This window comes from Sphingobacterium sp. Mn56C, assembly GCF_049319645.1.
GTDB lineage: Bacteria > Bacteroidota > Bacteroidia > Sphingobacteriales > Sphingobacteriaceae > Sphingobacterium.
In genome coordinates this window covers 740854-755380 of the sequence record NZ_JBMOUC010000001.1, presented here as the reverse complement: position 1 = coordinate 755380, position 14527 = coordinate 740854, and the positions used below count along the sequence as shown (strand labels likewise).

The 14527-nt window shown below is 43.0% G+C and carries 14 protein-coding genes and 1 pseudogene; 5 read left to right on the top strand and 10 right to left on the bottom strand.

The annotated features are described in order from the left end of the window. Positions 1–27 precede the first annotated feature (27 nt). Together ACL9RF_RS03335 and ACL9RF_RS03330 are read right to left on the bottom strand one after the other, a co-directional pair. Positions 28–1041, bottom strand: coding sequence for a FecR family protein (locus ACL9RF_RS03335; protein ID WP_422799172.1), 1014 nt, complete (start codon positions 1039–1041; stop codon positions 28–30). Positions 1042–1044: 3 nt separating this feature from the next. Next, a complete protein-coding gene (locus tag ACL9RF_RS03330; RefSeq protein ID WP_422799171.1) occupies positions 1045–1659 on the bottom strand; it encodes an RNA polymerase sigma-70 factor in 615 nt (204 codons plus the stop codon). Between the two features lie 228 nt (positions 1660–1887). On the opposite strand from ACL9RF_RS03330, the gene ACL9RF_RS03325 reads away from it, so the two are divergent. The 5 genes and pseudogenes from ACL9RF_RS03325 to msrB all read left to right on the top strand — a co-directional run bounded on the left by ACL9RF_RS03325 (position 1888) and on the right by msrB (position 4354). Further along, entirely contained in the window at positions 1888–2445 is a 558-nt protein-coding gene (locus tag ACL9RF_RS03325) for a sigma-70 family RNA polymerase sigma factor (protein WP_422799170.1), read from the top strand. A gap of 4 nt (positions 2446–2449) precedes the next feature. Further along, positions 2450–2713: a hypothetical protein gene (locus ACL9RF_RS03320; RefSeq protein WP_422799169.1), complete on the top strand. Its 264-nt coding sequence runs from the start codon at positions 2450–2452 to the stop codon at positions 2711–2713. 85 nt (positions 2714–2798) lie between these two features. Continuing rightward, entirely contained in the window at positions 2799–3248 is a 450-nt protein-coding gene (locus ACL9RF_RS03315; RefSeq protein WP_422799168.1) for a DUF417 family protein, read from the top strand. Between the two features lie 14 nt (positions 3249–3262). Then, positions 3263–3841 (top strand): annotated as a pseudogene (msrA, locus tag ACL9RF_RS03310) (peptide-methionine (S)-S-oxide reductase MsrA); the annotation flags it as partial. 33 nt (positions 3842–3874) lie between these two features. Then, the gene (gene msrB / locus ACL9RF_RS03305) at positions 3875–4354 is read left to right on the top strand and encodes a peptide-methionine (R)-S-oxide reductase MsrB (protein ID WP_422799980.1); all 480 of its coding nucleotides are present in this window, start codon (positions 3875–3877) and stop codon (positions 4352–4354) included. A gap of 187 nt (positions 4355–4541) precedes the next feature. On the opposite strand, the gene ACL9RF_RS03300 is transcribed toward msrB, so the two are convergent. The 8 genes from ACL9RF_RS03300 to ACL9RF_RS03265 all read right to left on the bottom strand — a co-directional run bounded on the left by ACL9RF_RS03300 (position 4542) and on the right by ACL9RF_RS03265 (position 14523). Continuing rightward, entirely contained in the window at positions 4542–5144 is a 603-nt protein-coding gene (locus ACL9RF_RS03300; RefSeq protein WP_422799167.1) for an HAD family hydrolase, read from the bottom strand. Then, positions 5137–5553: a VOC family protein gene (locus tag ACL9RF_RS03295; RefSeq protein ID WP_422799166.1), complete on the bottom strand. Its 417-nt coding sequence runs from the start codon at positions 5551–5553 to the stop codon at positions 5137–5139. The genes ACL9RF_RS03300 and ACL9RF_RS03295 overlap by 8 nt, the downstream gene beginning before the upstream one ends. Positions 5554–5733: 180 nt before the next feature. Further along, on the bottom strand, positions 5734–6645 hold the full coding sequence (locus tag ACL9RF_RS03290) for an AraC family transcriptional regulator (protein WP_422799165.1): 912 nt from the start codon (positions 6643–6645) through the stop codon (positions 5734–5736). 2 nt (positions 6646–6647) lie between these two features. Next, entirely contained in the window at positions 6648–7115 is a 468-nt protein-coding gene (locus tag ACL9RF_RS03285) for a TetR/AcrR family transcriptional regulator (protein WP_422799164.1), read from the bottom strand. Positions 7116–7155: 40 nt separating this feature from the next. Continuing rightward, entirely contained in the window at positions 7156–8592 is a 1437-nt protein-coding gene (locus ACL9RF_RS03280; protein ID WP_422799163.1) for a TolC family protein, read from the bottom strand. Positions 8593–8649: 57 nt separating this feature from the next. Beyond that, positions 8650–11811, bottom strand: a complete 3162-nt coding sequence (locus ACL9RF_RS03275; RefSeq protein WP_422799162.1) for an efflux RND transporter permease subunit — start codon at positions 11809–11811, stop codon at positions 8650–8652. Positions 11812–11865: 54 nt separating this feature from the next. Then, the gene (locus ACL9RF_RS03270; protein WP_422799161.1) at positions 11866–12966 is read right to left on the bottom strand and encodes an efflux RND transporter periplasmic adaptor subunit; all 1101 of its coding nucleotides are present in this window, start codon (positions 12964–12966) and stop codon (positions 11866–11868) included. A 483-nt stretch (positions 12967–13449) separates the two neighbouring features. Next, entirely contained in the window at positions 13450–14523 is a 1074-nt protein-coding gene (locus tag ACL9RF_RS03265; RefSeq protein WP_422799160.1) for a pyridoxal phosphate-dependent aminotransferase, read from the bottom strand. Positions 14524–14527: the final 4 nt, after the last annotated feature.

Genomic DNA, 14527 nt, shown 5'->3' with positions numbered 1-14527 from the left:
CTCCTATACAACTGTTTTAACTTTTATTTAATAGGTATTAGAAAAAATGTACCTGTCTCCATTTTTTTCTACACGCAATTGCAGCGCTGCAGCTATAGCGTGTACAATTTCGTCTACGCTTTTATGGTCAAAATAACCACCCCATGTTCTGCTTTTAAGGCGCTCATCGGCAAAGGCCACATCGACATAATAAATCTGCTTTAAATCTGCAGCAATCTGTGCTAACGATGCCTCGGTATACTTAAGCCTCTTGTCGTGCCAGGATTTAAAATTAGGGTTTACAATTGTGCTGCGGTGTAAACGGGCAGTTTCACGATCGTAAACTCCCTTTTCATTGGCGTTAACCAACAATTTAGCCTTATCCTCCGCCGCATAAGGATGGCGCATTTCCACAACTCCGGTAGCAACATTAACCTCCACCTTTGCCGAATCTACCTGCACGTCAAAGCTTGTACCGATGTCTTTAATAAGAATATCAGCAGCTTCAATTTCGAAAGGAGCATCCTTCAGTCCGCCTTTAATATCCACAAATATCTTACCCTGCTTAAGGGTAATTTTACGGTTCCCTCTAAAATTTCGCGCATTATAGGAAACCACTGTATTCTCGGCTAACACTAAAATGGAACCATCGGGTAGTGTAATTTGCCGTCCCTGCTTTTGCGCTGTTAGCAGCAGCGTAGCTACCGGCCTATGATAATAATACAAAGCTGCAAACAGCAAGCCTAAAATTAGCGCTGCCGCCACGGCCCAACGGCGCCACACAGCAATCTTCGGCGAAGAAACTACCGGATGTTTGATAGCTGGCGACGGAGATAAGGCCGGTTGAAATTTCTGCCAAGCGGCATCGGCAGATACCCGCTTATACTCCCCCAACAGCTCCAGCTGCTGCAGCATAACTAACGCCTCCTGATAGCGCTGTGCATGATCCGCTGAAGCGTCAATCCAACGTTCCAGCTGTTTTTTATCCGCTGCGGATATTGTATTTTCTAAGTCCTCAACAATTAAATGGTAAGGTACTTCGTTGAAATCTAGCTTCTCCATACCTTAATGATTACGAAACATCCAAAAAGTCCCAATAGCAAAATGTAAAAATGCAAAAAATACCGAAATAAGTTTATGCTCCTCAAAATACACCCGAATTTTAGCATAACTTAAACTAAGGTGATTTTTTACCGTTTTTATAGAAATGCCTAAGTTGTCGGCAATAGCTTGTTGTTTACGTTTTTCAAACTTGCTCATGATAAGCACCTTTTTGCACTGTGCAGGCAGCGATTCTATGGCCATCTCGAGGTGCAGCAATTTCTTTTCCAGTAGCGCAGCAATATCCACTGCATCGGCATCCTCTGCATCTACGCCAGCCTGCCAATAGGAGGTTTGCTGCGCTGCCTGCAGCTTTTGATTTTTAAGAAGCGTTAAAGCGCGGTTTATAACACAGCGAGACAAATATCCCGACAGGGATTGTTGTATGGTTAACTGGCCAGCATCCTTCCACAGCTTCATAAAAACATCATTCACTATTTCTTCGGCAACGCTTTCATCGTTCATATATTTAAAAGCCAAAATATAGAGGCGTTTATAATACAGTTTGTACAGTTGTTCGAATGCAGCTATATCGTTGGCGACAACAGCTTCCAATCGCTCTTTATCACTTTTTTCCATTAGTATCTTGCAACGGATTATTGTAGAAAGATAGGTCCGCCGATTGAAAATAAAATTATATACTTCAGCCTAATGCGGGCATAACAGAGGGGCAATGCCATCTATAAAACTCCCACATTATACCTATAAACTGAGTGCCAAGGTAGATATTTAATGCGTACCGTAAAAATTGATTTTAAAATTAATTGCGCTATTTCTATATATTTGAATGCTTTAGCCGATAAATGTATGCAGCAGGATGTATCAACAACAATAACCCAATGGATAGACGCGTATAGTGCGGCACTCTACGCAAGGGCGCTGTATCTGCTGTCGGATCCTGCAGAGGCGGAAGACCTGCTGCAGGAGGTTTTCCTCGCTGCACTGGAGGGTTATGCATCGTACCGTAATGACAGCCAACCTAAAACCTGGCTCATGCAAATATTAAACCATAAGGTTGCCGATCTGTACCGTAAGAAGTATAAGAAAAGTACGACCATACGACTGGATCAGTTTTTTGACGAAACAGGTTCCTGGAAGGAAGATATACGGGTATTGCAAGACTGGAATGAAGCGGAAGTTTTATTAAATAACCTCGATTTTTCAGCAGCCCTCGACCACTGCCTGGAGGAATTGCCGGCACGTTGGAAAATCCCACTCCAATTATACTATCTGCAAGAAAAAAAAGCAAAAGAAGTATGTCAGGAAATTGGCATCAGCACGACTAATCTATGGAAAATTCTACAGCGCAGTCGTTTGCAGCTTCGGCAATGTTTGGATATAAACTGGTTTAATCCGCAAAAGTAACTGTATGATTAAAAAAATTATTCATTTTTTCGTGTTGCCATGCAGCAAGGCTACGCTGCTGTTAGAGAGGCGTAATGCAGGCATGCTCTCCCCCATACAGCAGCTGCGCTTAGGTATGCACCTTAAAATTTGTGCTTACTGTACAGCATACAGCGCTAAACTCGCTATTCTTGATCGCATATTGCGAAAAAAAGAAGCCCACAAAAAAGAATTTGACATTGATTTAGAAGGCCTTAAATTAAGGCTTAAAGAAAGTTTAAAAAAATAAGAGCTTTTGCTGTCAGGATTTTTAAAGTTTAACGACTAAACGGTTGTATTTGGTTTAGTAAACACAATTTTAAAAAATCCAAGAGATGCAATTCAATAAAAAAAAGCAACCGCAACTGGTAGTAAACAGCTATGGATACTATCTTATTTTAGCAAGTTCAGCGCTTATCCTGTTCTGGATCGGCCTGTTTAAATTTACCCCAACAGAAGCCCATGCCATACGCCCTTTAGTCGCGCATCATCCGCTATCGTATTGGATGTATGCTGTATTTAGCGAACAGTGGGTATCAAATATCGTGGGTGGCGTAGAAATAACCGTTGCCAGCTTACTGCTGTTAAGTCTTAAATTTGTAAAATTAAAACGATTTGCAGGTATTGGCATGGTTGTTATCTTTTTAATGACCTTAAGTTACTTGTTTACTACAGCTAATATGTGGAAATTAGTAGATGGTTTTCCGACAACCGATTTCTTTATCCTGAAGGATCTTTTATTCCTCGGATTCGGTATCGGTTTACTTCAATTTAAAAATGCGTAACGCAGTTTCATCGTATGAAAAAAACAATTATTGTAGCAGTTATAGCCCTATGCGCTATATTGCTCATTCAGGCAAATGTAGGTACAAACAACACAAAAATAATTCGGGAACATAAAGAACATATAAACATGAAAACAACGGATTCACAACGGGAGATATATTTTGCAGGAGGATGCTTCTGGGGTACAGAGCACTTCTTTAAACAAGTTCGCGGTGTTACCGCTACAGCCGTAGGTTATGCCAATGGAAAAACCGCCAATCCTACGTATGGCGAGGTTACGACGGGCAATTCAGGATTTGCAGAAACGGTGAAAGTCGTGTATGATCCAACGGTAATTGATCTCGATTTATTGATTGATTTATATTTTAAAACCGTTGATCCTACGAGCTTAAACAGACAGGGAAATGATGTGGGCACCCAATATAGAACAGGAATTTATTATACAGACCCCAACGATGCGCCATTAATTACCGAAAAGATTAAGGAACTTGCCGCTAGCATCCATAAAGTTGTAGCCATAGAAAATAAGTCGTTACAAAACTTTTACGATGCCGAAACATACCACCAGGATTATTTGGATAAAAATCCAGGCGGATACTGTCATATCGGTCCGAATTTATTTAAAATAGCACGAGAGGCAAACCCCGAAAAGGCGCCAGCGTTTAAAAAAGCCGATCAGGAAACCTTAAAAAAAACGCTTACCCCATTGCAGTATGAGGTAACACAGCATAACGGTACCGAGCGCGCTTTTCAAAATGAATACTACGATGAGTTTAAAGACGGCATTTATGTCGATATAACTACAGGAGAGCCTTTGTTTATATCGACCGACAAATTTGAATCGGGCTGTGGATGGCCTAGTTTCTCGAAGCCCATAAACGAAAATTTAATAAACGAAAAACGCGATCGAAGTTTTGGAATGGATCGTGTTGAGGTGCGTAGTAAAACTGGAGATGCCCACCTTGGTCATGTTTTCAACGACGGTCCTACCGATAAAGGGGGCTTACGGTATTGCATCAATAGTGCATCCTTAAAATTTATTCCAAAAGAAGAAATGAAAGCTAAAGGTTATGAAAAATATTTACCCCTTTTAGCTAAAAAATAAACTAGTAAAGTGGCTGTCTTTCCCAAGAAGACAGCCACTACCTATGTTACTGCATTACAGCACCGATTAGGGCAGCGGTGTTTAAAAATTTCCAGCCCACCTTGCCTGCATAATATCCCTATCCGTAAGAACAGGTCATCCACATTTCTCCTTTTATTCCCTGCAATAACACCAGCATATAGCGGGGTTAAAACATAAAACCCAAGTGCCTTAAATCCTTTTCTAAGGCCTCGGCCGTTGTAAAATGTACAGCCAAAAAGCCCAATTGCAGCGCCATCTCCACATTTACTCGGTTATCGTCTATAAAAACACAGTCTTGAGGCAGCAAATTATACCGGTTTAGTAAAACCTCAAAAATCCCTGCTTCCGGTTTAATCATCCCCTCCTCACCCGACAGCACAATTCCATCAAAATTCCGCATAAACGCATAATGCTGCTGCAGCAACGGAAAAGTTTCGGCCGACCAATTGCTCAGTGCATAGACCAGATAATGCTGCTGCAAGGCTTGAACAATTTTTGCTGTACCCGCAATTTCACCCTTTAACATATCTGGCCAACGCTCCCAAAACAGGGCTATTTCTCGGCTATAATTCGGGTACTGCGCTTGTAAAGCTACAATAGCCTCCCGAAAAGACCTGCCCCTATCCTGCTGCAAATTCCAGGTAGGCGAGCAGACCTCCGTTAAAAAAAAATCCATTTCTGCTTGCGTATCGAATACATGCTGGTAAAGGTACCGAGGATCCCAATCGATGAGTACGCCACCAAGGTCAAAAACAAAAACTTTAGGCATAGGCAATAAGATGAGCTGCAGCAAGTTCTACATAATTTCCTTCCGGGTCTAATACCACACTTTCATAATACCCATCGCCAGTAGTACGGGGTTCACTGGCAATCGTATATCCATCCGTCCGGAGCCTTTCTGTTAACAAGTGTACCGCATCTTTATCACCAACTGTTAGTGCAAAATGCGCTATCCCTTTGCTGAAACCCCGTTTATCAGGCTCCTCAAGAATATCAGGCCGATGCATTAATTCCAAGCGTGTATTCCCCAATCCAAATGTTAAGAAATAGGAGCTGAATGTTGTGGTGGGATTTAGGTATAAGTCGCTACTATCCAAACCAAAATAGGTACAGTAAAAGGTACGCATCAACTCCAAATTATCAACCCATAGGCCAATATGTTCAATTTTTATATTCATATCGCTTTTTTATTTTCACAAACATATGCAAATTTATGCAATTTTGCTTTGTTTTGCATAATAAAAAATTATCTACCCTAATTAGCCCGTATTACAGCAGTAGAAAAAAACGATTTAGAGGAATAGATATAAAAAAAAAGGTGCCCTTTTTAAGAGGCACCTTCTAGCGATATATGGATGTTAAGAGATTTCTTTACCTTCGATCTGGTTTCGATAAGCCAATGGAGATTTGCCCAAGTAACTTTTAAAAAACTTACTAAAAGTTCCGAAATCAGAGAAGCCGAGCTCGTTCATCACGTCTTTCACCGTCATGCTGGAAACATTTAAGAGCATAACGGCTTCCGACACAACAATTTCGTCCAGGATAACCTTTGGCCCTAAGCCGGTAACCTCCTTCACTACCCTACTTAAGTGCTTCCTCGAGATAAACAACTGGTCGGCATAAAACTGCACCGAGCGGTTTACTTTAAAATGCTTGGCTGCAAGGTTTAAAAAGTTTAATACCAGCCGGTTTTTATGTTCGAAATTCACACTCTTCTTGGCTACATTACCACTGATTTTGGCACTTGTTTCATAGAACAGCAACATTAAGGTCATCTTAATAATTTCCACCTGAAACATCGACCCCTCCTGCAAGGTATTTTGATGCTCCAAGTTATTGAAATACACAAAGAAACGTTCGGCCTGCATGCGGTCGAAAGCAACCACATTTTCACCCTTATGCCCTACACATTCCATCGTATAGGCCTTGTATATCGGGAGGCCAATTTTATGAAAAAGATCAAAATCAGTCAGCATCGTACAGATTTCAATATCCTCCGAAAAGGCTAAGACCTGTACCACCATCATAGGCGAAAGGAAAATCACTTCATCGGGCCCCAGTTCGTAGGTAGTAAAATTTATGGAAATGCGCAAGCTCCCTTTCCGAATCAGGCATATACCAAAATTATCAGCCCGCACCGGACCCAAGGAAAGCTGTGTTTCCAATTCCTTTATATACGCACGAATCACGAGCAGCCCGTCGTACAGCCGATGACCAATATGCTGGTCTAAATGATCCTTAAAGGTAACGCGTGCAATTTGTTGTACCATGGTTATCCATTAAAATTCAGAATACTCTTTTTAAAATACAATACATCATCTTCAGAAAGAACAAAGTTTTGTAAAAATTCATTCAAAAGATGTTTTTCCGACTGCTGTACTGTTTTCTTCAACACATCAAAACGCCGTGTAAACAACTTTTCGTTTGTAAAATAATCCTGCAGAATGGCATTGTCGTTCACAAAATTCATCTTATAGCGCCGAAACTGTAACAGCAAAAAGTTCACCTTATCCAGGCGCTTAGTTTTGTCGTGCACAAAAGTATAACACTTCAACAATTCATCATGCATTACAAGTGCAAACAGCCCGTATATACTACCAAAATAATTAAAGAACTTACTCTGCGATACCTGCATGGTCTCCAAAATATCCTTTACACGAATGGCCTTAAAACCTTTCTGTTGGATTAATGGTCGCACATCGGCCAGCGCTCTACCGATAAACCCTTCTTCTATCGTCATTACCAATCCTTTAATAACGCTTTTTTATTATTTTATTGTCTTATTGTACACCGCCACCTAGCGCTCTATATAGCGCGACCTCAGCATAAAGCAGCTGGCTTTTAACCATCATCTGATCGAGCTCGGCCTGCAATTTGGATTGCTGTGCAGCAAGGATTTCCAAATAGGTTGCCATATCATTCTTAAAGAGAATCTTCGCTTGGTGAATCAGCTCCTGGTTGCGTTGCACCAGCTTATCATTAAAATCCTGCTGATCTTGCAACGAAGAGATCTTCTCCAAAATTGTAGACACCTCCGTTACCGCCTGCAATACCGATTCCTTAAACTGCAGCTCGGTTTGCTCTACGCGTATCCCCGCTTGGTTGTAGGCCGTTTTCAACTGCCGTCCTTGCAATATCGGTTGGGTTATAGACCCGGAAACTAGGGCAAACAAAGAGCCCGGAACATTAAACCAGTTGCTGGCAACAAAGGCATTTAAACCACCCTGTGCCGTAATTCGTAGCGCAGGATACATATTAGCACGCGCCACTTTAACATCCGTAACGGAACGTAGGAAGGCAAACTCCGCCTGTTTTACATCCGGGCGACGGCTCACCAATTCGGCAGGTACCCCCGTAGCAAAAGCCGATCTACCTTCAATTTCCGTTAAGCGGCCACGCTCGCCGATATTGATTGGCATACGGCCAGTAAGGGCATGCAACGCATACTGTTGTACCGCACTATTCTCGTCGATAATACGAATAGCTTTAGACAAATTATCGCGGCTATTTTCCAATTGCTGCACCGCCAATGAATTCGTTAAACCTAAGCGCTGCTGCACCTTAGTAATTTGCAGGGTACTATCCAAGATAGCTAAATTCTGCTCACTTATAACCTTCTGCTGATCAAACATTAACAAGTTGTAATAACCCTGTGCAATGCCAGCGATTAAACCCGTACGCACCGTGTTCATGGCCTCCTGCGTTTGGAGGTAACCTGCGAGAGCACCTGCTTTTTGGCTTTTTATCTTACCCCAAATATCAGCTTCCCATGCTACCGTTAAGGTTGTAGAATAATCCTCCATATAGGATTTACCCAAAAACTGACTGGCCATCATACCATTCATACTATTGTTGGAAGGACGGGTAATATTTGCGGTACCCACAGATAAGGAAGCGGTAGGCAGGTAACCCCATTTCACCTGCTTAAGTGCTTCCTGTGCAATTTCAATCTGCTTTAAAGCCACCTGCATATTGTTGTTGCGGTTCAACCCACTGTCGATTAGCGCCAGCAGGTATTTATCTTGAAAAAATGCCTGATAAGGAAGCTCCGCAATATTTGCTGTCGTATCCAGCTGCAGTACGGGCGAACTGTGCGTAAATGCAGCAGGGAGATCCCGCTGCTGCAAATCCGGCAGTTTTTTGCTTGTTCCGCAGCCTGCTAAAAGCAGCACGGCAGAGCAGACTCCAAACACTTTTATTTTATTAGACTTTGTCATAGTTTACTGTATTCTATTTTTATATATTTCTGGCATCCACCCTGTTGAACCTTAGGTCTACAGCGCAGTTTCCTCTTCATATTCCCAGTCTTTCGGGTCTATTTCCTTGCCCCGTACACGCTCTTGGATATACTGGAAAATAACAAACAATACCGGTGTAAAAAATACCCCCAATACGGTACCAACCAACATTCCGAATACCGCCGCATAACCAATAGAGTGGTTACCGATAGCCGATGGACCTACGGCATTCAACAGCGGCAATAGACCGGCGATAAACGCTAAAGATGTCATTAAGATAGGGCGTAGACGTGCTTTGGCACCTTCGATTGCTGCGGCTGCCAACGGTTTACCCGCCTTCCGGCGCTGCAGGGCAAACTCGATAATCAGGATAGCATTCTTGGCCAATAGACCGATCAACATGACGAGCGCAACCTGCACATAAATATTGTTGGATAACCCACCGATAGAAATACCCCAGAATACACCTAGCAGCCCTACTGGAATGGCTAATAGTACGGCAAATGGAAGGATGTAGCTTTCATATTGAGCAGATAACAAAAAGTATACAAACACAATACACAACCCAAATATGATGGCAGTCTGACCCGATGCTGCCCGTTCTTCACGGCTCATACCTTTCCAATCTATGGTATATCCTTGGGGTAATGATGATTTGCTAACCTCTTCTATGGCCGCCATGGCTTGGCCAGTACTGAAACCCGGTGCCGGCATAATTGTTAAATTAATGGCGTTGAAAAGGTTAAAGTGTTCCACATTTTCAGGACCTGATACAGGTATTAAGTTAACTACCGACTTAATCGGCACCATCTGTCCGAGTTTATTTTTAACACTTATTTTTTCGATCGACTGCGGATCTGCACGGAAAGCCGGGTCAGATTGCATCACCACGCGATAGTATTTTCCAAAGCGGTTGAAATCCGAGGCCTGCATACTACCATAATACGCCTGCATGGCAAACAGCACATCCCCCACATCCAGGCTAAGCTGCTTCGCCAAACCTTCGTTTACCTTAATCTCGTATTGTGGAAAACTAGCGTTAAATGTTGTGAAGGCAAAAGCTACTTCAGGTCTACCCATTAATGCGCCCACAAAGCTGTTCGATACATCGTTAAAGGCAGACAAAGTTCCCGAGTTACGATCCTGCAATACCACCTCTAAGCCCGAGGTATTACCGAATCCCGGAACGGTTGGCATCCCGGCAACCAGGAAGCTCGTTTGATCCTGCGCCGCAAGAATACCTTGAAAGGCGCCAATCAACTGATTGATATCCTTCACCTCACCACGTTCTTTCAAAGGTTTTAGCCGCAACATCAACGCTCCTGCAGAAGATGAAGTACTGAAACTCATCATGTTTAACCCCGAAATATTGATGATACTTTCAATAGCAGGGTGATCCCGCAGCATGCTCTCTGCGGTTTTCAAGTTTTGGCTACTGCGGTTTAGCGATGCCCCTGGAGGGTCGTTTGCCAATACCATCAGGAAGCTTTGATCCTCATCTGGGATAAAACCAGTAGGCGTCGATTGGAAGGCATAAACAAACAAACCAATAAACAATACTAATCCGGCAATGGCTACAGATTTACGTTTCACCAAGAAAATAATAGACTTCGCGTAACGCTTTGTAATCTTATCAAAACCCGCATTAAAACCCGCAAAGAAGCGATCTTTAAAAGAAGTCTTTTTCCCATCCGCATGGTGGTCATGCTGTTTCAGTAAAATCGCACATAAGGCCGGACTTAACGTAAGGGCGTTCACCGCAGAAATAAGAATCGCCATGGCCAATGTTAATGCAAATTGCTGGTAGAATACACCCGTAGGGCCGTCCATAAAGGCTACCGGAATAAATACTGCCGACATCACCAAGGTAATGGAAATAATAGCACCCGTAATCTCGCTCATGGCCGACATGGTTGCCGAGCGGGCATTCATTTTCTTCTTCTCCATTTTGGCATGTACCGCTTCGACTACCACAATAGCGTCGTCGACCACAATACCTATCGCCAGTACCAAGGCAAAGAGCGTAAGTAAGTTGATGGAGAACCCAAATAGCTGCATAAAGAAGAATGTACCTACAATAGATACGGGTACGGCAATCGCTGGAATTAAGGTAGATCTAAAATCTTGTAAGAATATAAATACCACAATAAAAACCAGGATAAAAGCCTCGATCAAGGTGCTCACCACCTGTTCGATGGATTGGTCTAATGACTCCTTCGAACTATACGGTACATTGTATTTTAAACCCGGCGGGAATGACGCCGACAGCTCCTCCAAACGCTTGTTCATCGCTATTTCTACCGCATTGGCATTCGATCCCGCAGTTTGGAACAGGGCCACCATAATAGCAGGCTTACTGTCATAGTTTGTCGTTACGGTATTGGTATACGAGCCAAACTCAATACGCGAGATATCTTTTAACAGCAAAGTAGAACCATCGCTATGCGCACGTAGAATAATATTTTCATACTGTGCAGGTTCGGTATATTTACCCTGGTAGCGGATGGTATATTCAATAGCCTCTTTAGAGCTTTCGCCGAATTTTCCCGGCGCAGCATCTTTATTTTGTGCCTGTATAGCGCCCGCCACTTCCTGTGGTGTAATCGCATACGCCGCCATTTTTTGTGGGTCTAACCATACCCGCATCGAATAGTCTTTGTTACCAAAAACCATAGCATCACCCACACCGGCAATACGTTTTAACTCGGGTACAATGTTAATTTTGGCATAGTTCTCAATAAAGAGCTCATCCATACCCTTGCCATCGGCATACAAGGTAACCATGGCCACCATACTATTCTGGCGCTTCATGGTAATAACACCAATCTGGTTCACCTCAGCAGGCAGCATACTGGTAGCCTGCGCTACCCTATTCTGCACGTTTACGGCCGCTTGATCGGGGTCTGTTCCCAATTTAAATACCACGTTTACCGATAAACTACCATCGTTACTTGCCGTAGACGTTAGGTAGTCCATATTTTCAACCCCATTAATGGCATTCTCCAACGGAGGTGCTACAGATTTTGCGATAACCTCGGCACTCGCTCCAGGATAGGTCGCCATAACGGTTACCGTTGGCGGTGCAATCTCTGGAAACTTGGTTATCGGCAGGGATATCATGGATACCACCCCCAGAATAACCAGTAGAATAGATATAACGGTTGCCAAAACGGGCCGTTTTATAATTTTTTTAAGCATATATAATAAATAAGATGTGACCTTGTATTCCTAATAAGACTATAATATATGGTCCTATTTTTTAGGGCTTACCGCCATACCCGGTTTCACGAAACCTAGTCCGCCAACAATAATAGTCTCTCCCTCTTGCACACCTGCATGCACATAATAATCATCCAAGGTTTTTCCTACCACCTCAATCTCTGTTTGCTGCGCTTTATTTTCTTTGTCCAGTTTAAAAACATAAATTTTATCCTGAACAGCAATTGTAGAACGAATAGGCACCATAACCACATGGTCTAAATGCTGTACCATTTCTATTCTTCCGGTATTTCCAGCTCTTAGCTTTTTATCCGGATTTACAAATTTCGCACGTATAGAAATTGAACCTGTATTTTTATCAAACTGCCCGGTAATGGCATCGATTGTTCCTGCATGTTCATAGGCTTTATCATTCGCTAATACCAAAGAAACAGGTGCTGATTTTCCACTGGCCTGCATATCCTGGAAGTTTGCGAAATCGCCCTCACTCATGCTGAAATAAGCGTACACCTGGTTTATATCCGTCAATAAGGTCAACGGTTCCACCGATGCCGCGCTTACCAAGCTTCCTAAGCGATAAGGAATACGGCCGATGTACCCTGAAACTGGCGCCTTAATCAAGCAAAAATCTACATTTATTTTCGCCGCATTCATGGCAGCTTTAGCCTGCTCTAAACTCGCTTTTGCTGCTTCAAAAGATGCCGTAGCTTGCGTTACCTGTAAATCAGATACAATCTTATTGTCGACCAACTCTACTTTACGATCCAAATCGATTTTCACATTACGAAGATTCGCCTCCGCTACTGCCACAGCAGCTTTTGCCGTCTTAAACTGCTCAACAAAAGGGCGTTCGTCGATCTGAAATAAGGGTTGTCCGGCACGTACATAAGCGCCCTCGTCGACATAAATTTTACTTAAATACCCTGAAGTTTGCGGACGAACTTCAATATTCATTGTTCCTTCAATGGAAGCGGCATAGGTATTTTTTACCTCACCCTCTCCGGCTTTTACCTGGGTAACGGATACCTCCGGTGCTTGTACTTGCTGTGGTGTTGTCGCTTTGCTCTGGCAGGAGATAATGCCCAAGAGCATACCAAAACCTGCAATCGTCTTTAGACAGCGCTTTAAATTCATATGTTTCCTTTAATTTTTTTATGGTCACAAAAATAGATTGACTTCAAACCGATAGAAAGACAGGAAGGTTCCAATGGTTGGTAAAAAGACGCACGCTGTATCGCTTTGACATTTGCATGACCCCTAAAAAAATAAGTGTTTCCATTATTTCCGGTTGTTAAAACAAGCAATTGTAATGGCAGCGTAAAAATTTAATTAAATAGGCTACAAAAAATAAGAGCCCAAAAAATTGTCTCCAACAACAGTAGCGTGAAGAAAAATGGCTTTTTACTTGTTGCATTAATTTCCGCCAAAATGAATAGGGTTAAAAAGGACAACATAACTAACCAACACAAGGCCAGAACCTAGCCCTCGGCTGTGACACTCCATTGCCGAAATGTTTGAATGTGAGGCGAAGACAGCCTGCATATAAAAAGCGCTACCTGGATTTAGGTAGCGCTCGATAATAGCTAGCAGCCATGGCTGCTATATGCTTTTCTTTATTTACTGCTTATAGAATTCCTTTAGCAGATCTTGAATTTTACGATTCTCCTCGGGTAAACCAATACTTATACGGATCCAGGTATGATAAGGCGCAAACTGACGCCCCGTTTGTATACCATGGTCCTGGAGGTATCCTGCAATTTTATCATGCGGTACCTGCGCATCAAAGAACACAAAATTGCCTTGGGAAGCACTGTGTTTTAAGTGCTGCTGCTCCAGAAACTTATGCCATAAAGTGCGCTCTTGGTTAACTTGTCTGTACACTTCGCTGATGTAGGTCGTATCGGCTAAGGAGGCTTTTGCGGCGGCGATCGACAAGCGGTTAAGGTCGTGGGTACTGCCCAAACCTTGTGCTTTCAGGTACTTTGCTATGCCTTTGGGTGCTATGGCGTAGCCAATGGAAAGGCCCGCTAAAGCATAGGCTTTAGCAAAGGTTCGGAAGACCAGCACCTGGTCGCCGTCTTTGATGTTTTGTAGTGCAGTGCGCTCCTTATACTGATCGGCAAACTCCAGGTAGGCCTCATCGACAATGACCAATGCAGTTTTTGATACCTCGTGTATAAACTTATGAAAGGCCTTACTATCCGAAACTGTGCCCGATGGGTTGTGCGGATTAACCAGAAATACTGCTGCTGTTTTTGCATTTACTTTAGCCGCAATTCCAGATAAATCGTTTTCAAGATGTTCGGTTAAGGGCACCTCAATCACCTTACCGCCAACACGTGCTGCCCCATTAACCAATGCCGGATACCCCGGTACGGTATATATAAATTCTGAACCGGGGCCCGCCTTTAGGGCTAGCGTTACGCCCAGCAGATCCAACATCTCGCCGACAATAATCTGCTCGGGATCGACCCCCTCCTTTTGTGCTATTCGGTGTACAAGCTCGTCGCCCTCGTTTCGCGTATAGCGAGCGATATTCTGTAACTCCTGTTGGATCGCCGTTTTTACCGATTTGGCCGGACCAAAGGGGTTTTCATTTAAGGATACCTGTATCTGTGCTGCTGCCGTGCAGGTATATAGTGCTGCAAAACCGCTAAGTAGCAGTGTTGTGGTTTTTATTTTTATCTTCATGCGG